This is a genomic window from Sphingopyxis sp. DBS4 (genome assembly GCF_024628865.1).
Classification (GTDB): domain Bacteria; phylum Pseudomonadota; class Alphaproteobacteria; order Sphingomonadales; family Sphingomonadaceae; genus Sphingopyxis.
Window position 1 is genome coordinate 40,828 of record NZ_CP102384.1, and the last position, 23,963, is coordinate 64,790.

The 23,963-nt window shown below is 66.4% G+C and carries 13 protein-coding genes and 1 tRNA gene; 9 read left to right on the forward strand and 5 right to left on the reverse strand.

Annotated elements, in window-relative coordinates; all coding sequences use genetic code 11:
- Positions 1 to 40 precede the first annotated feature (40 nt).
- Positions 41 to 1,531, reverse strand: coding sequence for a TolC family outer membrane protein (locus tag NP825_RS00240; RefSeq protein ID WP_257547408.1), 1,491 nt, complete (start codon positions 1,529 to 1,531; stop codon positions 41 to 43).
- A 47-nt stretch (positions 1,532 to 1,578) separates the two neighbouring features.
- On the reverse strand, positions 1,579 to 2,241 hold the full coding sequence (locus tag NP825_RS00245) for a protein-L-isoaspartate O-methyltransferase (RefSeq protein ID WP_257547410.1): 663 nt from the start codon (positions 2,239 to 2,241) through the stop codon (positions 1,579 to 1,581).
- Between the two features lie 241 nt (positions 2,242 to 2,482).
- Between NP825_RS00245 and NP825_RS00250 the strand changes: the two genes are divergently transcribed.
- Both NP825_RS00250 and NP825_RS00255 read left to right on the forward strand, forming a co-directional pair.
- Positions 2,483 to 2,556: transfer RNA gene (locus NP825_RS00250), tRNA-Cys, on the forward strand.
- Between the two features lie 169 nt (positions 2,557 to 2,725).
- Positions 2,726 to 4,003, forward strand: a complete 1,278-nt coding sequence (locus NP825_RS00255; protein ID WP_257547412.1) for a M20/M25/M40 family metallo-hydrolase — start codon at positions 2,726 to 2,728, stop codon at positions 4,001 to 4,003.
- A gap of 103 nt (positions 4,004 to 4,106) precedes the next feature.
- On the opposite strand, the gene NP825_RS00260 is transcribed toward NP825_RS00255, so the two are convergent.
- Both NP825_RS00260 and NP825_RS00265 read right to left on the reverse strand, forming a co-directional pair.
- Positions 4,107 to 6,776 (reverse strand): TonB-dependent siderophore receptor, encoded by a 2,670-nt coding sequence (locus NP825_RS00260; protein ID WP_257547414.1) that lies wholly within the window; start codon positions 6,774 to 6,776, stop codon positions 4,107 to 4,109.
- A gap of 42 nt (positions 6,777 to 6,818) precedes the next feature.
- A complete protein-coding gene (locus NP825_RS00265) occupies positions 6,819 to 8,444 on the reverse strand; it encodes a serine hydrolase (RefSeq protein ID WP_257547416.1) in 1,626 nt (541 codons plus the stop codon).
- A 211-nt stretch (positions 8,445 to 8,655) separates the two neighbouring features.
- Between NP825_RS00265 and NP825_RS00270 the strand changes: the two genes are divergently transcribed.
- The 4 genes from NP825_RS00270 to NP825_RS00285 all read left to right on the forward strand — a co-directional run bounded on the left by NP825_RS00270 (position 8,656) and on the right by NP825_RS00285 (position 13,522).
- Entirely contained in the window at positions 8,656 to 9,321 is a 666-nt protein-coding gene (locus NP825_RS00270) for a response regulator transcription factor (protein ID WP_257547418.1), read from the forward strand.
- Between the two features lie 4 nt (positions 9,322 to 9,325).
- Complete coding sequence (locus tag NP825_RS00275) at positions 9,326 to 10,819, forward strand: HAMP domain-containing sensor histidine kinase (protein ID WP_257547420.1); 1,494 nt, start codon at positions 9,326 to 9,328, stop codon at positions 10,817 to 10,819.
- 66 nt (positions 10,820 to 10,885) lie between these two features.
- Complete coding sequence (locus NP825_RS00280) at positions 10,886 to 12,313, forward strand: CapA family protein (protein WP_257547422.1); 1,428 nt, start codon at positions 10,886 to 10,888, stop codon at positions 12,311 to 12,313.
- Positions 12,314 to 12,376: 63 nt separating this feature from the next.
- The gene (locus NP825_RS00285) at positions 12,377 to 13,522 is read left to right on the forward strand and encodes an FAD-binding oxidoreductase (RefSeq protein ID WP_257547424.1); all 1,146 of its coding nucleotides are present in this window, start codon (positions 12,377 to 12,379) and stop codon (positions 13,520 to 13,522) included.
- 91 nt (positions 13,523 to 13,613) lie between these two features.
- On the opposite strand, the gene NP825_RS00290 is transcribed toward NP825_RS00285, so the two are convergent.
- Positions 13,614 to 15,119: an EF-hand domain-containing protein gene (locus tag NP825_RS00290; RefSeq protein ID WP_257547426.1), complete on the reverse strand. Its 1,506-nt coding sequence runs from the start codon at positions 15,117 to 15,119 to the stop codon at positions 13,614 to 13,616.
- Between the two features lie 146 nt (positions 15,120 to 15,265).
- Here NP825_RS00290 and NP825_RS00295 point away from each other — a divergent pair, with 146 nt between their 5' ends.
- From NP825_RS00295 to NP825_RS00305, 3 genes are all read left to right on the forward strand, one after another.
- Positions 15,266 to 16,651 carry an alpha/beta fold hydrolase gene (locus tag NP825_RS00295; protein WP_257547428.1) on the forward strand — a complete coding sequence of 462 codons (1,386 nt, stop codon included), beginning with the start codon at positions 15,266 to 15,268 and terminating at the stop codon, positions 16,649 to 16,651.
- 168 nt (positions 16,652 to 16,819) lie between these two features.
- The gene (locus tag NP825_RS00300) at positions 16,820 to 17,926 is read left to right on the forward strand and encodes a helix-turn-helix transcriptional regulator (RefSeq protein ID WP_257547430.1); all 1,107 of its coding nucleotides are present in this window, start codon (positions 16,820 to 16,822) and stop codon (positions 17,924 to 17,926) included.
- 179 nt (positions 17,927 to 18,105) lie between these two features.
- A complete protein-coding gene (locus NP825_RS00305; protein ID WP_257547433.1) occupies positions 18,106 to 23,751 on the forward strand; it encodes an autotransporter domain-containing protein in 5,646 nt (1,881 codons plus the stop codon).
- Positions 23,752 to 23,963: the final 212 nt, after the last annotated feature.

The window sequence follows — 23,963 nt, forward strand, 5'->3', positions numbered from 1 at the left end:
TCCTACCGGCGCGAAGCGGGTTTTGCCAAGCTTATTGTGGCTATTGGGGGAGCGCGGTGTCGATCGACGGCGGGACGCTTGCGTCGGCGGCGGGGACGGCCTTGGTGTCGGTCGCGACCTGCTGCGGCTTCGGATCGTCGGCCCAGTCCCAGATCTGGCCCTTGACGCGGCGGTAATTGGCCTCCGGGTCATAGAGCGCGCCGCCCTCGATCCCCAGATCGCGCGCTTCGGCCTTGCCCATCGCGGCGAGCACCGAGAAAGCGGCGACATAGGAATTGCGGCGCGCCGAGACGAGCTGGACCTGCGCGTTCAGATATTCCTGCTCGGCGTTCAATATGTCGAGGATCGAGCGGGTTCCGACGCTGTTCTCGGCGCGCACGCCCTCCAGCGACAGGCCGTTGGCGCCGACCGCCTGTTCGGTCGCCGCGATGATCCGCTCGTTCGCCTGCCACGCGGCATAGGCGCCGCGCGTCTGGGCGATCACGTCGCGTTCGACCGCGACATAATTTTCGATCGCCTGACTGCTGCGCGACTGTGCCTGGCGGACCTGCGCCGAACGGCGGCCGCCGGTGAAGATCGGCAGCGTGACCTGGACGCCCGCCGTGGCGCTCGACGTCTCCTGCAGGACGCCGACGCCTTCGACGCCGCTGTTCAGCGAGCCGAGATAATTATTGTAGCCACCGTTCAGGATCGCGGAAACCTTGGGCGCGCGGGTCGCCTTGGCGGTGCCGATATCGGCGTCGCTCGCCTTGAGCAGCTGGTTCGCCGAATCGATGTCGGGGTTGTTGTTCAGCGCGATCGCGACCGCATCCTCCGCGCTCGCCGGCAGGTTGGGCAGCGCCGGCGGCGGCTGCAGGTCGACGGGCGCATCGCCGACGAGCTTGATATAGGTTTCGCGGCTGCGGATCAGGTTCGATTCGGCGGTGCGCAGATCGCCTTCGGCGAGCGCGAGCCGCGCCTGCGACTGGGCGACGTCGGTGCGCGTCAGATCGCCGATCTCGAACCGATCGCTCGTCGCCTGCAAATTGGTCTTGAGGACCGCGACATTCTTTTGATTGAGCTGAACGATCGCGATGTCGCGGATGACGTCCATATAGGCGCCGACGACCTGCGAGAAAATGCTCGCTTCGGTTGCGCGGAGGTCGGCCTGCCCTGCCTCGACGCGATATTTGGCGGCTTTCACCGCATTGCGGACGGCGCCGCCCTGATACAGGGGAACCGTCAACTGTCCGCCGGCCGTCAGCGAACGCGCGGGGGAATTGAAACTGTTGCCCGGGACGATGACATTCTCGTCATAGCTCGCCTGCGCCCCGACGTCGGGGAGCCCGTAGCTTTTCTGGATCGGCACATTCTCGTCGTTCGCGCGCTGGCCCGCGCGCGCGCCGGTCAGCGTCGGGTTGTTCTCATAAGCCTTGGCGAGCGCGCCCTGCAGCGTTTCGGCCTGCGCCGGCGCGGCCAGGGCGAGCGCCCCTGCCAGTCCGGCAAGCCAGCGGCCGCGGCGGCCGGTCTCGATATCTGTCTTGTCGTGCATTATGATGTTCAGCCTGAAGCGGGGAGGAAAGGGGCCGTCGGAAGCCCTCAGAATCGGAAACCCTTGGGCGCCGCAAAGCCGGGAAGCGGCGCCACGTCCATGTCGGCGAACGAACGGAGCGCTACCGCGCCGCCGGTCTTCACGCCCTGCACGAGGCGCGTCACGCTGCCGTCGCGCTGCGCGGCGACGATCCGTCCGCCCTCGACGAGCTGCGCGGTAAGCGCGTCGGGCAAGATTTCGATCGCGCCGTCGATGATGATGCGGTCGAAGGGCGCGGCCTTCGGCGCGCCGGCGGCGAGCGAGCCCTCGGTCCAGTGGATGGTCGCGCCCGGCGTCGCGGCGCGTGCGGCGGCGAGCAGGTCGGCCGCTTCCTCGACGGCGTGGACCTCGGCGCCGAGCCGGGCGAGGAGCGCGGCGGTATAGCCCGTCGCGGCACCGATCAGCAGCACGCGCTGGCCGGCACGGATATCGGCGGCGACGAGCAGGCGGCCGGTGACGAGCGGCGGGTTGAGCGCGCGGCCCGCGCCGAGATCGATCGCACGGTCCATATAGGCGACGCCGGCGAGCGCCGCGGGCACATGCGCCTCGCGCGCCACAGCGCCCATCGCGCCGATCACCGCAGGGTCGATGACGTCGTTCGTCCTAAGCTGGCTGTCGATCATCGCGGCGCGCATGTCGGCCGCCCCCATCTCGCTCAATTTCGTCGCCATCATCCGATTCCGATTCTCTGGACCCAAAGCGTTGCGCGCAGCCCTAGCCCATGCCATGCTGTATTGCAATAGTAATACAGCCCTGCCGTCAACCTGCGCCGCGCAATAGCTGGCAACGGGGGAGCCGCCAAGCCCGCATCGTTGCGGATCGATGCCAATCGTCGGCGATCGCCCAATAATCGCATTGCCAGTGCGAAGCGAAATCGCTAGGGGCGCTCTCTCCACGCAAATCTGCGCCTGAGGCCCGATGGCGGAGTGGTGACGCAGCGGACTGCAAATCCGTATACGCCGGTTCGATTCCGGCTCGGGCCTCCAACCATGTTCGTCGAACCGAAAAATGGCCGGTTTCGCCGGTTAAACGGCGCAATTGTGCGCATCGTCCGTCACGCATCGATCATTCCACCGCAATTGCGATGAGTTCGCTTGACACGCTTTTCGCAAGCCCTTCAGAGACAGAGGCAATCTCTTCAGCGAAAGGCTTTTCATGCGACGCACCGCTCTCGTTCCTCTGGCCGCGATCCTGTCCTTGCCCCATGTCGCCATGGCTGCGGACCCATCAAGGCCGGAAGCGGTCTTGAAGGCGAAAGCCTATGAAGAGTCGGCCAAAATTCTGGACCGCGATCATGATCGCCTCGTGGCGGAGATCGTCAAACTCACCGAAATCCCCGCGCCGCCGTTCAAGGAAGCCGCGCGCGCAGCCGCCTATCGCGATATGTTGCTGGATGCGGGGCTGAGCGATGTCGAAATCGATCCGGAAGGCAATGTCACGGGCGTCTATCGCGGCACCGGGCCCGCGGGCGGTCCGGTCGTGATGATCGCGGCCCATCTCGACACGGTTTTTCCCGAAGGCACGCCGATCAAGGTTCGCCGCGAAGGCACGCAGCTTCACGCCCCGGGCATCGGCGACGATACGCGCAGCCTGGCGGTTCTGCTCGCCTATGCGCGGGCGATGAAGGAAAGCGGCGTCAAGGTGCGGCAGGACATCGTCTTCGTCGGCAATGTCGGCGAAGAGGGCCCCGGCGACCTGCGCGGCGTCCGCTATATGATGGCCAAGGGCAAATATAAGGACCGTATCAAGACCTTCATCTCGATGGACGGCACCGATCCGGCGCGCATCGTCACCGGCGGCGTGGGGTCGCGGCGCTACCGCATCACCTACAAGGGACCGGGCGGGCACAGCTATGGCGCCTTCGGCCTCGTCAATCCGATGGTCGCGATGAGCCAGACGGTCGTCGATTTCTACAGGATTCCGGTGCCCGCCAAGCCCAAAACCACCTATTCCGCCAGCGTCACGGGCGGCGGCACCTCGGTCAATTCGATCCCGAACGAGGTCTTCATGGAATTCGACATGCGGTCGGAGAATCCGGAGGAACTCGCCAAGGTCGAGCAGGCTTTCCTCGCGATCGTCAAAAAGAGCGTCGCGGACGAGAATGCCGCGCGGTCGATCAAGGAGGGGCCGGTGACCGCCGACGTCAAGCTGATCGGCGATCGCCCGGCGGGGCAGACGCCCGCGACCGCCGAGGTCGTTCGCAACGCCGAAGCGATCATCCGCGCCAAGGGCCTGACGCCCATCGCCTCCTATTCCTCGACCGATTCCAATATCCCGATGAGCCTCGGCATCCCCGCGATCACGATCGGTTCGGGCGGGCATGCCGAACGCGGCCATTCGCTCGACGAGTGGATCGACGTCGAAAAGACGAAAAGCGTGCACGGCGCCAGCGTCGGCCTCGGCATCCTGCTCGCGACCGCGGGCGTCCAATGATCCGATAAGGCTTCCCCTTCGGCCCTCGCGCCGGAGGGGGACGCAAAAAAGGGCGGGCATCGTGCGATGCCCGCCCTTTTCCTTGCCTATGATCCGGGGGCGATCAGAGGCGGAGCTTGGCGCCGACCGTCACATAGCTGCCGATCGAGTCATAATGGATCGATCCCGCCGGGCTCAGCGGCGGATCGCGATCGAACAGATTGTTGACGTTGGCGAAGAGCGTGAAGCGCTCGTCGACATTCACCTGCGCGTTGAGGTCGACATAGACCCGGGCCGAGGTGTCGTTGTTCGCGATGTTCAGCAGATGGTTATATTCTCCGCCGCCGACATAGCGGACGCGCGCCGTGAAGCTCGCGTTATCGCTGCCGTAGGTAACGCTGCCGGTCCCGCGCCAGTGCGGCGTGCCGAAGGTGACGTCGCCGACGTCGCCGGCGCGATCGATGACCGAGATGCCGTCGTCGATCACGACCTTCGACACATAGGTCGCCAGTGCGCGCAGGCGAAGCGTACCGCCGCCGACCGGCTGCTGATAGCTCGCCTCGATGTCGACGCCGCTGGTCTTGTACTGCGCCAGGTTCAGATAGGTCGAGTTGATCTCGGTCGGGCGGCCCTGGCCGTCGCGCGTGATCTGCGAGCAGGCGTTCTGGTTGCCGTTGCCGCACGCGGTGATGACGTCCTGGGCGTTCGGCGAGGTGATCGCGTCGCGCAGCTTGATGTCGAAATAATCGACCGCGAGATTGAAGCCCGGCAGGAAGGTCGGGGTAAAGACCGCCCCGATCGTCAGCGTGCTGCCGACTTCGGGCTTCAGGTTGGGGTTGCCGCCGCCGTAGCGCGTGACGCTATAGGTCTGACCATCTTCCGACACGGTCGAGAAGGTGGTCGTGCGCGTCGTGAACAGTTCGGCCAGGCTGCCCGAACGAATGTCGCGCGAGCGCGACACGCGCAGCAGCAGATTGTCGAAGATGCGGTCGGTGGCGCCGAGCTTCCACGACCAGATGCCGCCGCTGGTGCTGTAATGGCTGTAGCGGGCGGCGGCGCTGAAATCGAGCTTGCTGAACGGCTGGTCGAGCAGCGGCACCGCGACTTCGCCGAAGCCTTCCTGCACGTTGAAGCCGCCGTCGAGCGGCGAGAAGTTGAAGCGGCTGAACCCGCGCGCCGTCGAAATCGGGTCGATGCTGTTCGTCACCTGCTTTTCCCAGCGCGCCTCGCCGCCGAACGCGACCGAGACCGGGCCGGCCCAGGTCGAGAAGAGGTCGCCGCGCAGGCTGGCGCCCATGCTGTCGAGCTTGGTCGTGTAGACGACCTTGGCGAGGTCGCCGAACACATAGTCGATCGCGGCGGGATCGGCACGGCCCGCGCCGAGGATGTTCAGCGGACGGCAGGCGGTGGTCGGATCGGTCAGCGCGACCGCGCAGACGATGCTGTCGCCGACGCGGACCGCGTCGAGCGCCTCGGTCATCTTCGAGCCGACGATCTGGTTGTGATAGCTCTGCATGTTGCGCAGTTCGCCATGGTTGTAATAGGCCGAATAGCGCCATGCTCCGTCGGCGAAGCTGCCGTCGACACCGATGCCGCCTTCGACGTTCTGGCGGTAATAATCGAAGGTGCGCATGCCGTAATCTTCGAAGACGCGGCCGATCTTGACCGTCGTCTCTCCCGCGCCGAGCTGGCTGCGGATGCCGTCGAGATAGGGGTTCGAGGCCTTCAGCGTGTAATTGCCATATTCGGCATAGAAGGGATATTTGGCCCAGATGCGGCTATAGAGGCCGTCGATCCAGAACGTCGCATCGCCGACCTCGAAGCTCGCGCGGGCATAGCTGTTCACGCGCTGATAGGGATTGGCGAGCGACTTCTGGTCGCCGATGCCGCGGCCTTCGCCGCCGACCATCAGCGTTCCGTCCTGATTGATCATGCTGCCGTATTGATAGGGGCGCAGCGAGCCGTCGGCGGCGAAGGTCATGCCCTTGAGCGCGCCGGTGGTGATCAGGCCGTCGAGGCCCGTGTTGGCCGGGTTGACGTCGCGCACCAGGATCTGTTCGTCGCTGCCCGCGGGCGTGAACAGGTCGGCGCTGCCGACATTCTTGCGTGCGTTACGGCTGAGAATGCCGTTGTCGTTCTGATATTCGCCGCCGATCATGAAATGGCCGCGGCCGCCGGCGAATTCGGTGCCGAAGCTGCCGTTGATGCTGTAGCGATAGCCGTCGCCGCGCGTCGACATGCCGTTCTGGACGCCGAGCTTCAGGCCGGTCAGATTGTCGTCGAGGATGATGTTGACGACGCCGCCGATCGCGCCCGAACCCCAGGCCGCGCTCGCGCCGCCGGTGACGATCTCGACCCGTTTCACCATATCCTGCGGGATGCTGTTGAGGTCCGACGCGCCGTTGAAGCGGCGGTTGTTGAGCAAGGTCAGCGTACGGGTGGCGCCGAGGCCGCGAAGGTCCATCGCCGAGGTGCTGGAGTTGGTGTTGGCGTTGGTGCTGTTCGGCGACACGGTCGCGCGGAACTGCGGCAGGTCGTTCAGCACCTGAGCGATGCTAGGGCGCGCGCCCTGCGCCAGTTCGGATTCGCCGACCACGGTGGTCGGGGTCGGCGCATCGAAGCCCTTGCGGTCGATGCGCGAGCCGGTGACGACGATCGCCGAATCCCCGGTGTCGGCTTCGTCGCCAGCCTCCTGCGCCGCCGCCGCGCCGCTATAGGCCAGCGCGAGCATCAGGCCCATCGCGGCGCTGCCGCTCCTCAACAGGCTTTTCAGCCCGGTCCGATCGTTACGCATGGATATTCCCCTTTTTTGAATGGCGTTGAATGAAATCGGCGGTCAGTCCGCTCGCGTGAAAAGCAGGTCGAAGGCGCGGTTCTCGCCAAAGCGGAGCGCGGTGACGGCGCCCGCGGCGTCGCGCTGGAACTTGACGACGACGCGCGAGGCGCGCGGCGCGGCGTCGCCGGTGAACACGTCGCGATAGGCCGGCGTCAGCATCTGGTCGGCCCAGCGCGGGCCGCTGTAGACAAGCTGGCCGCCGCGCGCCTGAAAGCTGAGACAGGTTCCGGTGTCGGCCGAGCAGAAGCGCCCGGCATAAGGCGCGGGATCGGCCGCGGTCACGGCGTCGACCTTGCGATAGGGGATTTTTTCTCCCTCGCGCGTTTCGCGGACCAGCGCGCCCTTCGTGCCGAAGGCGAAAACATCCTCGCGCAGCATCCAGCGGCCGGGGCCGACCGGAACGAGCGCGCGGCCATCGGCGCGCAAGCCGCCCTTGCCGTCGGCCTCGAAGCGCAGCGGCGCACCGCTGACGCCATCGGCATAGAGACCGGTCGGCGCGGCACCCCGCGGCGCATAGGCCGGTTCGGCGCTTTCGTCCGGCAGGAAGATGTCGGCGGCGGCGCGCCCGAGCACCGGCGTATCGGCATCGCCCGCATTGCAGAGCAGCGACACGGCGAGCCGCTGAGCCGGATAACGCGCCATCCAGGCGCGATAGCCGCCGGTCGAGCCCGAATGGCTGACCTCCTGCTCGCCGCGATGGTCGAGGTTCACCAGCGCGAGCGCATAGGCGATCGGCGTGCCGTCATTGAGTTTCGTCGTCTGCTGCATCTGGGCGGTGAAGCCCGGCCCGAAGGCATCGCTGTCGAGCGCCGCCTGCCATTTGACGAGATCGCCGACGGTGGTGAGCAGACCGCCGTTGCCATAGGCGTCCTCGATCACCTGCTCGTTGCGCCAGACGCCGTCCTCATATTCATAGGCACCGGTGCGGCGGAGCACGATGTCGCCATGATCGTCGCGCCAGCGCGTGCTGGTCATGCCGAGCGGCGCGAAGATGCGGTCGCGGGTGAAATCGGCGAGCGATTGCCCGCTGACCCGGTCGACGACGATCGCCAGCAGATTGTAATTGCTGTTGCTATAGAGATAATGGCTGCCCGGCGCGAAATTGAGCTCGGTCTGGCGCGCGGCGATTTTCAGCACATCGTCGTTGTTCGCGGTGCGCGAATTGCGCGGCCATCCCTCGATCGCCGCGACCGATCCCCAATCGCGCAGGCCGCTGGTGTGGTGCAGCATGTGCGCGATCGTCACCGGCGCGGCATAAGCGGGCAATTCGGGAAGATATTTGCGGACGTCGTCGTCCAGCGACATCTTGCCCTCGCGCACCAGCATCAGGATCGCGGCGGCGGTGAACTGCTTCGAATCCGATCCCGCCTCGTAGATGCTGTCGACGGTGGCCGGAACGCCGAGTTCGAGGCTGGCCATGCCATAGCTTCGCATCGCGATCGGCTGTCCGTTCCGCGAAATCGCGATCGAACAGCCCGGGGTATCGTCATGCGCCCAGCGCGCGAAGAGCGCGTCGAGTCGTGCGCCGGCGGCGTCGGGACTCGCCGCCGGCGCGGCCGCGGCCGATGGCGCTGCGGCCCATAAGGACAAGGTCGCTCCCGCGAGCAGGGGCAGGTTGATCTCCATGTTCCGATTCTCCGTCGGCGCGGCGGGCAAGGCGCGAATGCCGCCGCCTTACCGGGGATCGCTGTCACGAAGCTGACACCAAATGCGAAGGCGCGGCTTTGGCGCAAGGAATGGAAAATTATCGGCCTCAAGCGTGACATTTCCATATGCCTGGATAGAGGCAGGCTGTAATTTCCGGTGGAAAGACGAGGAGGCGAAGCGGGATCGGGTCATGCGCGTGCTGTTGGTGGAGGACGACGAGCGATTGTCGCGCGGCATGGCCGCGTCGCTGGAAGCGGCCGGCTTCGCGGTCGATTGTCTGGCGAATGGCGAGGACGCGCTGCAGCTTGCCGACCGCGAGCCCTATAGCGCCATCGTCCTCGACCTGGGGCTGCCCGACATCGACGGACTGGACGTGCTGGGGGCGCTGCGCGCGCGGGGGGTCGCGACGCCGATCCTGATCCTGACCGCGCGCGACATGATCGACGACCGTGTTACCGGCCTCGACCGCGGCGCTGACGACTATATGGCCAAGCCGTTCAGTCCGCGCGAACTCGAATCGCGCCTGCGCGCGCTCGTCCGGCGCAGCCAGGGCACGGCCGACCCGGTGCTGCGGATCGGCGCGCTGTCGTTCGACCGGTCGAGCCGTACCGTATCGCTCGAAGGCCGGATCCTCGACCTCCGCCGCCGCGAACTGGCGGTGCTCGAAACGTTGATGGGGCGGCCGGGCAAGGTGATTCCGAAAGAAAGGCTGGCCGCCGAAGTCTTCAATTTCGAGGATGCGGTCACTCCGAACGCGCTCGAAGTCTATGTCGGCCGCTTGCGCCGCAAGCTGCAGCCGTCGGGCCCTGCGATTCGCACGGTCCGCGGGCTCGGCTATATGATCGAGACCGATTGAACCGATGCGTCGCCTGCCCCCTTCGCTGCGCTTTCGCCTGACTGCCGCGGTCCTCCTGCCGCTAACCGCGCTCGTGCTGTTCTTCGGTATCATCACGACGCTGGTCGCGCGCAACAACGAAGCCGATACGGTCGACCGGGTGCTGATCGGATCGGTGCGCACCTTGAGCCTTGCCTACAACAGCCCGGCAAGCGACCGCGAGCGGCTGGTGCCGCTTGCGGTCCACCTGCTGAAACGGCGCGCGCGGCCGGTCGTCCACTATAGTGTCTGGCGCGGCGACCGGCTGATCGCGGGCGATGCGGCGCTGCGCCCGCCCGCTGACTATAGCCCGGTCGGCGACGGCACGATCGACCGTCACCCGCCGACCACCTTTACCAACGCCTATCGCCGGACCGAACTGGTACGCGGCTATCTCGATCCCGCCGACGCGCGCGAGGTCACGCAGGCTGCCTATCTGCGCGACGGTATGCTGCATGGAAAGCCCGCGCGGATCGCGATGGAAATCCGCCGCGCGCATGGCGACGACCGGCTGATCGCGATCCAGATCGCCGATTATGTCGATGATCGGCTGGCGCACGAACGCGCCTTCCTGCACCAGGTTCTGATGATCGGGCTGACGGCGCTGGTCGTCACCGGCCTGCTGTTCTGGCTGGCGATCCGTTGGGGTCTGCGTCCGCTCGCCATGCTGACCGGACAGGTCGAGGCGGCCCGGCGTGCCGCTTCTCCCTCGGTTAGACTCGACGTGGACGAAGCGACCCCGACCGAAATCCGACCTTTCGTCGCCGCGTTCAACGGCTTGATGGCGCGGCTGGAGCGCGCGAGCGAATCGCTGCGCCAATTCACGTCGAACGCTTCGCACCAGATGCGCACGCCGCTGGCGGTCGCACGCGTGCAGCTCGACGTGCTCGAACGCTATGGCCCTCAATCGCGGCAGGGCCAGGCGGCGCTGACCGACATCCCTCATGCGCTCGACACGCTCGAGCAATTGCTGCGCCAGTTGATCGCGCTCGCGCGGAGCGAGGATCAGGGGACGATATCGGTGCGGCCGTTCGACCTTGCCGACATCGCCGCCGGCGTGACCGGAGAGCGCGCGGCGCAGGCCTCGGCCGACCGGGTCATCAGCTATGAAAAGGAGGGCGAGGGTCCGGTGATGGCGATGGGCCAGCCGACGCTTGCCGCCGAACTGATCGGCAATCTGCTCGACAATGCGATACGCTACAGCCGTCCGGGCGGGATGGTCTCGGTCCGCCTGACGAACGGTGCGGGCGGACCGCTGGTCGAGATCGACGACGACGGCCCCGGCATTCCCGAACAGGAGCGCGAGAAGGTGTGGGATCGCTTCTATCGCATCCAGGGACGCGGCCAGCCGCCGGGGACCGGCCTGGGCCTGCCGATCGCGCGCGCTCTGGCGCAGCGCATGGGCGCGGAGATCGAGCTGGCCGATGGCCGGACGGGGCGGGGGCTGTGCGTGACGGTGCGATTTCTCCGCGCCGATTGACCTGTGACAGGTTGGTGTCAGCGCCGCCGCCTATTCGCTGTCGCTTCACATCAGGGGAGCATCAGCATGTCGATCCATTTCGCCCGTCCCTTTGCCCGCTCCGGGGCGCTGCGCCTTCTGGCGCTCACCGGGTCCGCCGCGATCGCGCTGACCGGGCTTTCGGTTCAGGCCCAGCCGCGCGGCAGCGAAGCGCTCGAAACCACGCCGGTCCCCAGCACGCCGATCGCGGGCGATTTCAGCCTCGCCGCCGTCGGCGACCTCATCTATCTGCGCCCGATGCTGGCGACGCTGGAGAAGCAGGCGCCCGATATGCTCCGCATCCTGCGCGGCGCCGACGTGACCTTCGGCAATTTCGAGACGACCGCGCTTGATCTTGCGACCTTCAAGGGGTCGCCGCAGGCCGAATCGGGCGGCACCTGGATGCTCGCCGACCCGGGCGTGCCGAAGGAGGTCGCCGCCATGGGGATCGACATCGTCGGCCACGCCAACAACCACGCGACCGACTGGGGTGTCGAGGGGATGATCGAGACGCTGAAGCTGCTCGATGCCGCGCATCTGGTGCGCGCCGGAACCGGGCGCACGATGGCCGAAGCGCGCGCGCCCGCTTATTATGACGGACCGCAGGGGCGCGTCGCGCTGGTCTCGGCGACGACGACCTTCACGCCCATGACGCCCGCGGCCGATCCGCTGGGCCGCGTGCCCGGCCGTCCCGGCGCCAATACGATCCGTAGCACCGAGGTCGGACAGGTATCCGAGGCCGACCTTGCGGTGCTGGCCCGTATCACCGGAACGAAGCCGGGCGCGCCGGTGCGAATCAAGGGCCGGGACTTTCGCGCGGTAGAGGCGCCGACCACCCCGATGACGATCGGCTATGACCTCAACCCGAAGGATCTCGCCGCCAATCTGCTCGCGGTGCGGCAGGCCAGGCAGAACGGCAATTTCGTCGTCTTTTCGCTGCACAATCACGAACCCGGCAACGCCAGCCAGACCCCCGCCGACTTCGCGCCCGGCCTCGCCCACCAGATCATCGACGCGGGCGCTGACGTCTATATGGGGCACGGGCCGCACCAGCTTCGCGGCATCGAGATCTACAAGGGCAAGCCGATCTTCTATTCGCTCGGCAACTTCGCGATGATGAACAATTCGCTCGACGACGTGCCCGCCGATATGTTCGACCAGTTCGGTGTCACGCCGGGCAGCGTCACGACCCCCGAGCTGCTTCAGGCGCGCAACGCGAAGAGCTTTTCCGATCCCAATCTTTATGAATCGGTGATCGCGACCACCCATTTTCGCGACGGACGGCTGACCGAGGTGCGCCTCTATCCGATCGACCTCGGCGTCACCGCGACCGGTGCGGCGCGCGGGGTGCCGCACATGGCGGACGCGGCAACCGGCGCCCGCATTCTCGAACGGCTCCAGCGGTTGTCGGAGCCTTTCGGCACGCGCATCGACATTGTGAAGGGCGTCGGCATCATCCGCATCGCCGCGAACTAGGAGGGAGCGGCCGAAGCCGCTATAGCCGCCGGCAAACGCAGGGCGGTCGAAAAGGAGCAGCAATTGCAGACAGCCGATTTTCTGATCGTGGGCGGCGGCATCGCCGGGGTGTCGGCCGCCGCGCGGCTCGCCCCGCACGGCCGGACCCTCCTGCTCGAGGCCGAGGACAGCTTCGGCTATCATTCGAGTGGCCGGAGCGCGACCTATTATCATTTCGGCATCGGCAAATCGGTCGTGCGCGGCATGACGGCGTTCAGCCGTCCTCATTTCGAAACCGTGGGCGCGAACGGCACCGCGCTGTCGCGCTCGTCCCCCGCGCTGTTCATCGCGCCGCCGGAGATGCTCGCCGGGCTCGACGCGCTCGAGGCGGAGATGCGACCCTATAGCGACGGGCTTGAACGCCTCGACGCCGATGCCGTGCGGGGCATCGTTCCGGTCCTGCGGTGCGGGGGTGACGGGATCGTCGCCGCCGTGCTCGACCGGACCGCCCGCCGCCTCGACAGCGAAGCGCTGCAGCAGGATTATCGCGCCGCGATCAAGCGCGCGGGCGGCCAGTCGATCGCGGGTGCCCGCGTCGTCGCGGTCGCGCGCGAAGGGGCGAGCTGGATCGCGACCACCACGGCCGGCGACCGGTTCGCGGCTCCCGTCCTCGTCAACGCGGCGGGCGCCTGGTGCGACGAGGTCGCGCGCCTGGCGGGCGTCGCGCCGCTCGGCCTCCGCCCGCTGCGCCGGACGATCATCGTTTTCGACGCGCCGCCGGATCAGGAGATCGGCGACTGGCCGTTCACCAAGACAGCGGTCGACGATTTCTACATGCTGCCCGAATCGGGGCGCTTGCTGGCCTGTCCCGTCGACGAGGTTCCGAGCGAGCCGACCGACGCCCAGCCGGAGGACTATGATATCGCGCTCGCGGCGGCGAAGGTCGAACATTATACCTCGCTCGCCGTTCGGCGGATCAGCCATAGCTGGGCGGGGTTGCGCACCTTCACGCACGACCGCGTTCCGGTCGCTGGCTTCGCGCCCGATGCGGAAGGTTTCTTCTGGCTGGCGGGTCAGGGCGGCTATGGTCTGCAGACCGCTCCCGCGATGGCTGCCGCCACGGAGGCGCTGATCACGGGTGGCGACTGGCCCGCCGGTCTGGCGGATTGGGGCGTCGATCGGTCCGATCTTGCCGTGGAGCGCCTCCAACGCGGCAACCCGGCAGGGTGAACGCCCGCATGGGTTCGGCTCCCTTCTGTCGCTGAAGGCGCGAGGATTGCCTCGGGCAGTCTGCCTCGGGCGATACCCGGCCCGAATCGGGCTATTGCGTCGCTTGCACAGTCGGCGGTCTGCAGTATCGGGTCAGTGCCTCGCCGGTCTCTTCGGATATCAGGCAGATATAGCCGGGCTCTCCCGCCGGGACCGGCACGCCTTTCGCTATCACGAGCGTGAAGGACTGGCCTCCGTTCAAATTGATCGGGAAATGCGGAATTGGCCGAACGAGCCGGTATCGATCGGAAGCTTCCCTGACCAATGTGCCCGATCCGATCAATTGAGCGAGACCCATTGTACCCGGCATGACCTGATAGGATTCGACCGAAGTCCGTGCGATGACGTCGCGCGGATTTATGGTGACGACGCCCGCCTCCCAGCTTTGCAGCGCCTGTTTCCACATCTCGGGATCGAAGCCGCTGGCAACCGGCGTTTCCCGTTCATCCGCGCGGATCACGTCGCCCGAAGGCAGCGACAGACGTTGCGCCTTGGGGCTGGAAAGAATGATATCCGGCGGACGTCGCAACGATATCTGAATGGACGCGCGTGCCTTTTCCGGCTCGCTGTAACTCATGGTTCCGAAGGCTTCCGGGCAATCGGACCGTGAAATCGTGACCTTCGATTGGGGCATTCCGACAACGCCCGATGCCGAAACATCGCTTTCGGCGGCGCTCGATGACGAGACGACGACATGGGCGACGCGGCGCGTTTCTCCGCTGAGGCGCCACAGCATCGATTGGCGGGAAACCAGTATCAGGTAGAGCTGCTCGCTTCCCGGCTCGATGGCGACATCCAGAAGCGTGGTTGCCTTGTCGTTCCCGCCGATCGCCACCGACGAGAGCGCCTGTGCATCGTTGCTGCCGTAAAGGACCAGCTTTGCGTTGGCGGGCACCGGCGGCAAGGGGCAGGTCGCGGCGTGGCGCAACAGGCGCGCTTCTTTCCACTGCGCCTCGATCGCCGAGAACTCGGCCTTCGACAACTCGCCGTCGCCATCCTTGTCGAGCGCCTCGAATATAGCCTGCACGAGTAAACGCAGTTCCTTTGCGCTGAGTTTGGCGTCACCATCGGGATCGAGCGCGAGCAGATCGTCGAGCTGCCGGGTCGGCCCTCGATCGCGCACCCCCGCGGCAATTTCCTGAAGCGTGATGGCGCCGTCGCGATTGCCGTCGAAGCGGCGAAACATCTCTTTCGTCTCGTGGCTTCGCGACTGATTCCGGCCCAGCGCAGCCCATTCGACCTCTTCGCGCGTGACCCGGAAGTCGCCATCGAAATCGTGGGTCAGGACACGCTGAATCTCGCCGGCGCGGGTGCGGGCCGCGCGCTCGGCCATCTCGAACCTTATGTCGTCGGCATCGAGACCATCGTCCGCTCGATCGACCGACCGGACCAGCCGAACCATCTCCGCGACATAGTTTTCGATCCTGGCCCCTTCGCGCAGCGGTTCGATCAGCACGGCCGGCATGCCGTCAACCGCAGCCTGCTGAGCTTCCGCGACCGAACTGGTGGATGACGCGAGCCATAGGGCCGCAAGAATCGCGCTGTTCGGTTGCCGCATCGTTCGCCCAGCCTGTTGCTATCGGACCGAAAATAGAGCGCGACCAGTTAATATAATGCTGTGCCGGCCGGCAGCTTTCGGTGCTTGTTTTCCGGGCAGGAATCGTGTGGATTGAGGCTCGATCAAAGCGGGGCGCCCTTCATCTGATGACCACTTCCTTGTGCGACGCAGCCGGCCGCCATGATCCAGCGTCGCGGGGCGACGTGGCTCGGATATTCGCGCTGTCCGACCGTCAATCGGAGCTTCTGTGGCATCTGGTCGAAACCGGCGGCCTGCGCGAGGCGGCACGATCGATGGATTGTTCCTACGTATCGGCGCGCAACATGCTCGCGGAGATCAAGACGAAGTTCGGGCTCGATACGATTCCCATGCTCGTGGGACAGACGCTCGCGATGAGTGACGATCGGGACGTCGGCGCCGCCTTTCATGACCTTTTCGGGTTGACCGACCGGCAGTTCGCGATCGCCCGCGCGATCGCCGTCCGCAAGAGCCGCGCGGAGATCGCCGAGGCCCTGGGGCTGTCGGACGCGGTCGTCGATGCCGAGATGAAGAATATCCATCTCATCCTCGGCGCGAGCAATGCGGCGGAAATCGTGCGACTGGTCTCCGCCGCCCTGTCGCACGACCAGGTCGATGCCGAACCCGAAGTGTCGATCCTCGGCGGCCATGTTCTTCCCAATGCGTCGATCCAGGTCGGCGGCCGCACGGTCGCCTATTCGGATTATGGACCGGCGGGCGGGCGGCCGATCCTCATCCTCCACAGCACGATCACGGCGCGGGCGCCGCCGACCCGTCTCGTGCGGGTGCTGGCGAAGCGGGGCTTCCGCGCGCTGGCGATCGATCGTCCCGGATTCGGCGACACCGACGCGCCGCGCGATCAACTGCCGCCGTATCGCGTGGCGTCGGACGATGTCGCTGCGCTATGCCACAGGCTGGGCATCGAAAGGATCGACTTGATCGCGCGGGGCAGCGGGCAGGCGGCCGTGAGCCTGGCGCTCCACCAACCCGATCTTGTCGATCGCGCGATCCTCGTCAATCCGACGCCCGCCATCTCGCATACGCCGCATGATCGCGGCCCGCTCGGCATCGTGAAACGGCGATTCGCGGCGAATCCGGCCCTTATCGAACTGACGATCCGCACGCTCGCCCGTTTCGGGACCGCGACGCGGCTGCGCGACGGCATGATCCGCTCGTTCCGCGACAGTGCCCCCGATCTCGCGCTCGCCGAAAGCGATCCGCAGTTCATCGCCGATTATCTGCGCGCGACGCGCGATTTCGGGCGCGGGCGCATTCGCGGCTATGTCGAGGAGCAGCGCGCCTGGGCGACGGGTTTCGACGTCGCGCCGCTGCCCGGCAAGGATCGGTGGCGCATCGTCCAGGCGGCCGACTATGTGCTCCACGCGCCCGAAGCGGCGATCGCCTATTGGCGCGCCCGATTGCCCGATACGCCGCTGCAGCGGGTCGAGGGCGCCGGCCAGATGCTGGCCTATTCCCATCCCGAACATGTCGCCGATGCGCTTGGTCCGGCATGATTTTTTGAAACGACCATACATTCCGGGATGGACGCTTTCGGGCCGCGGCCGATAGCATGAGGGCCTGTCACGGATCCGCCGGGGGGGCGGATCGGATGGGGCAATGCCATTGCGGCGCGCGCGGATTGACCACCCGCCGCGGTCGCGCGGACGGGGGTAGAAAAGCGGATGCGGCAGCGGCACCCATATGATTGGGACGATCTTTTTCTCGATGCGGCGCTCGATCCCGGCAAATGGCTCGGCGCGCTCGACACGATGGCGAGCCGCACGGGTTCCTCCCGCGGGCAGCTGATCGGCGTCGGCGCGGGGCGGGATATCCCCTTCAACATGGTGACCAGCTTCACGCCCGCCATGATCCGAAAGCCCGAAAGCCATGACTGGTACAGCGAAACGGCCAATTTTCGCGTCGCGGCCTCGAACCGCCAGGTCGCCCGCGGACATTATGATCCGATCCTGCACGAAGATCATTATGACGCGGTGATCCCGAGCCTCGCATCGCGCGACTATATCGAATGGTGCGAGGAAATCGGTATTCCCTTCGGCTGCCAGACCAATCTGGTCGTCGACGATTTCGGGATCGTCGGGCTGTCGACGCTGCGCAGCCGGCGTGACGGGCGAACCACTCCGGCCCAGCGCCAGATCTTTGCGGAGGCCGCCGTCGCAGCGCGCCGCGCGGTGCGGTTGCAGGAGAAGCTCGAGGGGCATCAGGCGCATTTATTTGCGGGTGCCTTCGACGCGATCGCCATCAATGCCTTCATCATCGACGCGCGCGGCCATCTGCTCGCCCATACCGTCGCGGCGGAGGCTCTGTTGCAGTCCGGGGCCGTGCGGTGTGTGGGGCAGTCCATCGACGCCAACGGTGCGCCCCACACGCTGCGCGCCCTGATCCAGGAACTTTTGGTGGAGGGTGGCGCGCCGCATGTCCGCACGATGCTCGCGGCGACCGATGAATCGGAACCGCTGATGATCGAAGGCTTTCGGTTGCCCGAGCGCGAGTGGTCGCTCGGCAGGCTGCCCCACGCGATTCTGGTCGTCAACGCACCGCGGCGCGACCGCGCGGGCGTGACCGCCTATCTGTCGGCAATCTATCGACTGAGCCTGGCCGAAGCCGATATCGCGCTGCGGCTGTTCGAGGGAAAGACGCGGCCGCAGATCAGCGAGGAACGCGGCGTCACGAGCGAGACGCTGCGCGGCCAAATCAAGCAGATTTATCAGAAATGCGGCGTCAATGGCGAGGCGGCGCTGATGCGCCGGTTGGCACCATTTTTTGCGTGAAGACCCCCCCGCCGGGGGATGACGCCAAGGCGGCGGATAAAATAGGGCTGTTGTTAAGCGGTTAATAAGCCGTCGATCACGGGGGTCGTGACGAACATCGCGGAAGAAGGAAGGCCGTAGCGCAGTGCGCTTGCGGAGACCCTTTCGCTCGGACTTCAGAACCAGGGGGTAACCATATCATGTCGACCATTTCAAAATCGCGCCTGCTCGCGACGAGCGCGATCGCCGGACTTTCGATTCTGCAACTCGGAACGCCTGTGCAGGCGCAATCCTTCGGCATCCACAATGATCAGCCCGATACGCAGGAAATCTCGGTCGGTGCGGACGAGGAAGTCGTCGGGGACGACATCGGCATCTATGCCGACAATGGCGCGGTGATCGTCGACAATGCGGGGACGATCCGTGGCAACGGCACCGGGCCGGGCGGCCTCGACAGCCGCCCGAGCGGCGGCATCGTGATCGCGCAGCCGGGTTCGGAGATCACCAATAGCGGCGAGATCAGCGGCGCCGCGAACGGCATCGCGACCTCCTATTTCTTCAGCGAGGACGAAGAGGGCGAAAATCTTCCGCCCGAAGCACGCGCGGCCGACACGGTGGTCGTCAATAGCGGCCTGATCAGCGGCGAGGCCGGGGCCGGCGTGTCGCTGACCGGCGGCGGTAGCGTCACCAACGACGGCACGATCCGTGGTCTGAACGGCTTTCCCGGCAGCGGCGTCAACGGGATCGGCGTCGCGATCTCCGAATTCCCCGACGCGATCGCCGAGGGTGTCGATGGCATCGGCACGATCGTCAACAACGGCGATGGGGCGATCGAGGGACAGACTTTCGGAGTGGTGCTGTCGGGCGGCGGGACCATCGAGAACCATGGCGCGATTCGCGCCACGGGCCAATATAACCCGACGATCCCCGGCGCCCAGACCCCGATCGGCATCGTCATGGGGGCTACCCCCGAGCAGGAAGGGCGCAGCGCGACGCTGACCAACGAGGGGCTCGTTCAGGGCTTCATCGGCATTGTCGCGGCGGGATCGCTCGACACCGTCACGATCGAAAACGATGGCATCATCAACGGACAGGCATTCGGCATATTGGGCGCGTCGAGCGGCGTGCTGGCGGTCAACAATGCGGAAGACGGCCAGATTCTCGTCGGCGGCAATGCGATCACCGTCAACACGAGCACGCTGGCGCTGAACAACGCCGGCCTGATCCAGAGCCAGAGCCAGAACGGCGTCAATATCCTGAGCGCCGATGCGGTGATCGAGAACAGCGGCACGATCCGTGGCGCGCTGTCGGGCATCACCACCAATGTGCTCCAGAGCAGCCCGGGAGTCTTCGAGGCGCTGGCGGCCAATAGCAGCGTCACCAACAGCGGCACGATCATCGGCGGCGGCGGCGCAGCGGTTGCGCTGACCGGCGGCGGTTCGGTGGTCAACAGCGGCACCATCCAGGGCAGCAACAGCGCCACTGGCGCGGCGGGAATCGGCGTCGCGATCAGCGAATTCGAAGGCGTGATCGCCGAGGGGGTCACGGGCATCGGGTCGATCGTCAACGACGAGGACGGCCTGATCGAGGGGCAGACCTTCGGCGCCGTGCTGTCGGGTGGCGGGACGATCACGAACAGCGGCACGATCCGCAGCACCGGCGTCTACAACCCCGCTACGGCGGTCACGCCCATCGGCATCGTGATGGGCGCGACTCCCGAACAGGAAGGCCGCAGCGCGACGCTCGACAATAATCAAGGCGTGGTGACCGGCTTCCTCGGTCTCGTCGCCGGCGGCTCGCTCGAAACCGCGACGATCAATAACGCCGGGATCATCAATGGTCAGGCGCTCGGCATCGTCGGCCAGTCGACCGGCGACCTTGTCATCAACAATGCGGAAGATGCCGAAATCGCTTCGGGCGGAACCGCCATCACGGCCAATACCAGCCGGCTGATCGTCGAGAATGACGGCATGATCCGCGGCGATGCGCAGACCGGGATCAATATCCTGACCCCCGATGCGCTGATCACCAACCGGGGCACGATCGTGGGCGGCCAGTTCGGCATCACCACCGGCCCCTTTCAGGTCAGCCCCGGCGTCTTCGAGGGCCGGGCGACCGGTACCAGCGTCGTCAACGAGGGCACGATCATCGGCGAGAGCAGCGATGGCGTTCGTCTGATCGGCGGTGGCAGCGTGACCAACAGCGGCACGATCTACGGCCAGATCGGAAGCGATGCCGACGGCATCTCGATGTATGCGCAGGTCGATCAGGCGAACGAGGATTACAGCGCGCTCGTCACCAATCAGGACGGCGGTTCGATCGTCGGTCAGCGCTTCGGCATCATCCTGTCGGGCGGCGGCGCCGTCGACAATGCAGGCGAGATTACGGGCGTCGCCGGCGGCGTCTTCATCCAGGGAACGGCGATCAACACCGATGTGAGCGAAGACCGCAGCGGCCTGACCGCCAGCATCATCAATTCGGGGACGATCCGCGGCACCGGCGAGCTCGGCGGTAGCGGAGGCGGCGGCTATGGCGTCGGCTTCGGCAGCGACATGTCGACCGCTACTCTCGAGAATAGCGGCATGATCGTCAGCGATTTCGGTGCCGCCGTCTCGCAGGGCTCGCGCGCCGACGTGACGGTCACCAATGCCGAGGGCGCAACGATCACCGGCGCGACCTCGGGCATCTATTCCTTCGCGACCGGCACGCTTGCGGTGAACAATGCGGGCACCATCCGCGGCGACGGTAGCTATGACGGCTTCGACGCGGCGCCCGATGCGGGCATCACGATCACCACCGCCGCGTCGAGCGTGACCAACAGCGGCACCATCTCGGGCGCGGGCGCGGGGATCACCACCGCCTATCAATTCGATGAAGACATCAATGGGCTGGTTGGCCTCGCCATCGGCACCGAGGTTGAAAACAGCGGGACCATCGCGGGCGAATCGAACGACGGCGTCCGCCTGATCGGCGGCGGCAGCGTCACCAACAGCGGCACGATCACCGGAACGGGCAGCGCGCTCGCCGACGGCATCTCGATGTTCGCCTATGACGGACAGGATGCCGCGGACTATGCGGCGAGCGTCGTCAACAGCGAAGGCGGCACGATCGGCGGCGACCGCTTCGGCATCATCCTGTCGGGTGGCGGATCGGTCGAGAATGCCGGCACGATCGACGGTGCCGTCGGAGGCGTGCTCATCCAGACCGATCTCGCCGACACCGCGGGGCTCACCGGCGTCTTCACCAACAGCGGCACGATTTCGAGCGCGGAGGGCGCGGCGATCATTGCCCATGTCCAGTCGAACGTCACCAATTCGGGGACGCTCACCGGCGGAGGCGGGGTTGCGGTTCAGCTCGACGCCTATGACGACAATGTGACCCTGCACACCGGCAGCGCCATCACCGGCCTCGTCGACGCGGGCGAGGGGACCGACAGGCTGACCCTCGACGGCGACATATTGGAACTCACCGAAGCGCAGCAGCTCACTGCGGCGGCCGGATTCGAGGAATTGCAGGTCGCGGCGGGCTATTGGTCGACATCGGGCGTGGTCGGTGAATTCGGCCATGTCGCGATCGAAGAAGGCGCGGCGCTTCAGGTCAATGAGGTGACGGTCGGCGGCGAAGCCGATTCGCCGATCCTGACCGCGTCGGTCGTCACCAACGGCCTCCTCGTGCTGAACTTCGGCGACGACGAGACCGTGTCCAACCTCGACGAACTGACGATCAGCGGCAGCGGCAAGCTGCAACTGATCGGCGACGCGGTGTTCACCGTCGATACCGATACGGTGGGACACACCGGCGGCACCATCGTCTCGAACGGCGGCCTCGTCCTGACCGGCCTGCTCCAGGGCGATGTCGTCACCGAAGGCAACGGCTATTTCGAACTGGGCGCGGGCGGCACCGAGGGCAGCTTCGAGGGCAATATCGTCAACGACGGCCGCTTCGTTTTCAACCGGTCGGACGATTATGACTTCCTCGGCGCCTTCTCGGGCAGCGGCACGCTCGACAAGCGCGGCGCCGGCACGCTGACCTTCATGGGCGACTATGCCTTCCAGGGCGTCACCAACATCTTCGGCGGCGCGGTCCGCATCGGCGGCATCATCAACCCCGAAACCGAGTTCAACCTCGGCGAAGGCGGTTCGCTCGATATTACCGGCAACGACCAGACGATCGGCGGTCTGGTGGGCGAGAGCGATGCCCAGGTCGTTCTCGGCGACAACCAGCTCACCGTCGACCAGAGCACGAACAGCGAGTTCGCGGGCGCGATCTCGGGCAGCGGCGGCTTCGTCAAGACGGGCGACGGCACGCTGAACCTGTCGGGCGACAGCGACTATACCGGCCCGACCACGGTCGACGGCGGCAAGCTCGCGGTCAACGGCTCGATCGTCTCCGACGTCACCGTGAACGCGGGCGGCGCGCTCGGCGGCAACGGCAGCGTCGGATCGACGACGATCAACGGCGACGGCAAGCTGACCCCGGGCAATTCGATCGGCCGCCTGACCGTCGCGGGCGACCTGACCTTCGCGGCGGGTTCGGTCTATGAGGTCGAGGTCAACGCCGCGGGCCAGGGCGACCGGGTCGATGCGACCGGCACCGTCACGATCGACAGCGGCGCGAGCGTCGCGGTCCTCGCCGAGGACGGCGACTACAACGGCCGCACCGATTATGTGATCGTCACCGGCGCGGGCGGCGTCGACGGCAGCTTCGGCTCGGTGACGAGCGACCTTGCCTTCCTCGATCCGCTGCTGCGCTACAGCGCCACGGCCGTGACGCTGTCGCTCTATCGCAACGACGTCGATTTCGCCGATGTCGCGATCGGCTTCAACCAGGCGGGCGTCGCCGCCGCGGTGCAGTCGCGCGGTATCGACGATCCGCTGTTCGAGGCGGTCGTGAACCAGAATGCGGCGGGCGCGCAGGCGGCGTTCGGCGACCTGTCGGGCGAAATCCTCGCGAGCACGATCAGCGGGCTCACCGACGACAGCCGCCATCTGCGCAATGCGCTCTACGGGCTGACGGGACCGGAGGAAGCGAGCCTGTTCGTCTGGGGTTCGGCCTTCGGCGGCTGGGGCGATTTCGACGCCAAGGCGGGCCGCTTCGCGATGGACACCGATCACAAGGGCTTCGTGACCGGCATCGGCTATGGCGGCAAGGGCTTCGCCGCGGCGCTGTCGGCGGGGATCGGAAATTCCGACTTCCGCTTCGGCGGTCGCAGCGACCGGGCAAAGGCCGACAGCAAATATCTGGCCGCGCACCTGACCTATGGCACCGGCGCGGGCTTCCGCGGCGCGGCCGGGCTCGCCTATGGCTGGCACGATGTCGATACGGTGCGCACGATCGGCTTCACGCCGCTCGCGCAGACGCTCGAATCGAACCGCGACGCGACCACGCTGCAACTGTTCGCCGAGGCCGGATATGATGTGAAGACGGGCAGCCTCGCGCTGACCCCCTTCGCCCGGATCGCGCATGTCCGCACCAAGAGCGACGCCTTCGTCGAGACGGGCGGCAATGCCGCGCTCGCGCTCGCCAAGGCCGAGCAGGAAACGACCTTCCTCAGCCTCGGCGCCCGGGCGCGTCTCAACGCCGATCAGTCGGGCTTCCAGCCCTATCTGTCGGCGGCGTGGAACCGTGCGTCGGGCGACCGCGGCGCTCCGGCCCTGGCCGGCTTCGCGACTGGTGGCGGCAGCTTCGCGCTGCTCGGCACGCTGATCCCGAAGAACTCGGCCGAGGTCGAAGCGGGCTTCGACTATAGCGCGGGCAATCTGCGGATCGGCGCGGCCTACAGCGGCACGCTCGCGTCGGATCGTAGCACGCATGGCTTGCGGATAACCGCGCGGATCGCCTTCTGACCATACTACCCCGGTTGGATGGAAGACGCGCGGTTCGGGGCCGGAGCAGGGTCAATCGCTTCGGCCCCATTCGATAGAGACGAGATATCCCGATGCTCGCCGCGACCCTGAGCAGAAGGATGGGCCTCCGGCACGTCATGTGTCGGAGGCCCGAAAGGGCCCGCCTGCCGGTGGGCCCTTTCCATTGCGGTTCAACGAAAGAGGATTCCCCC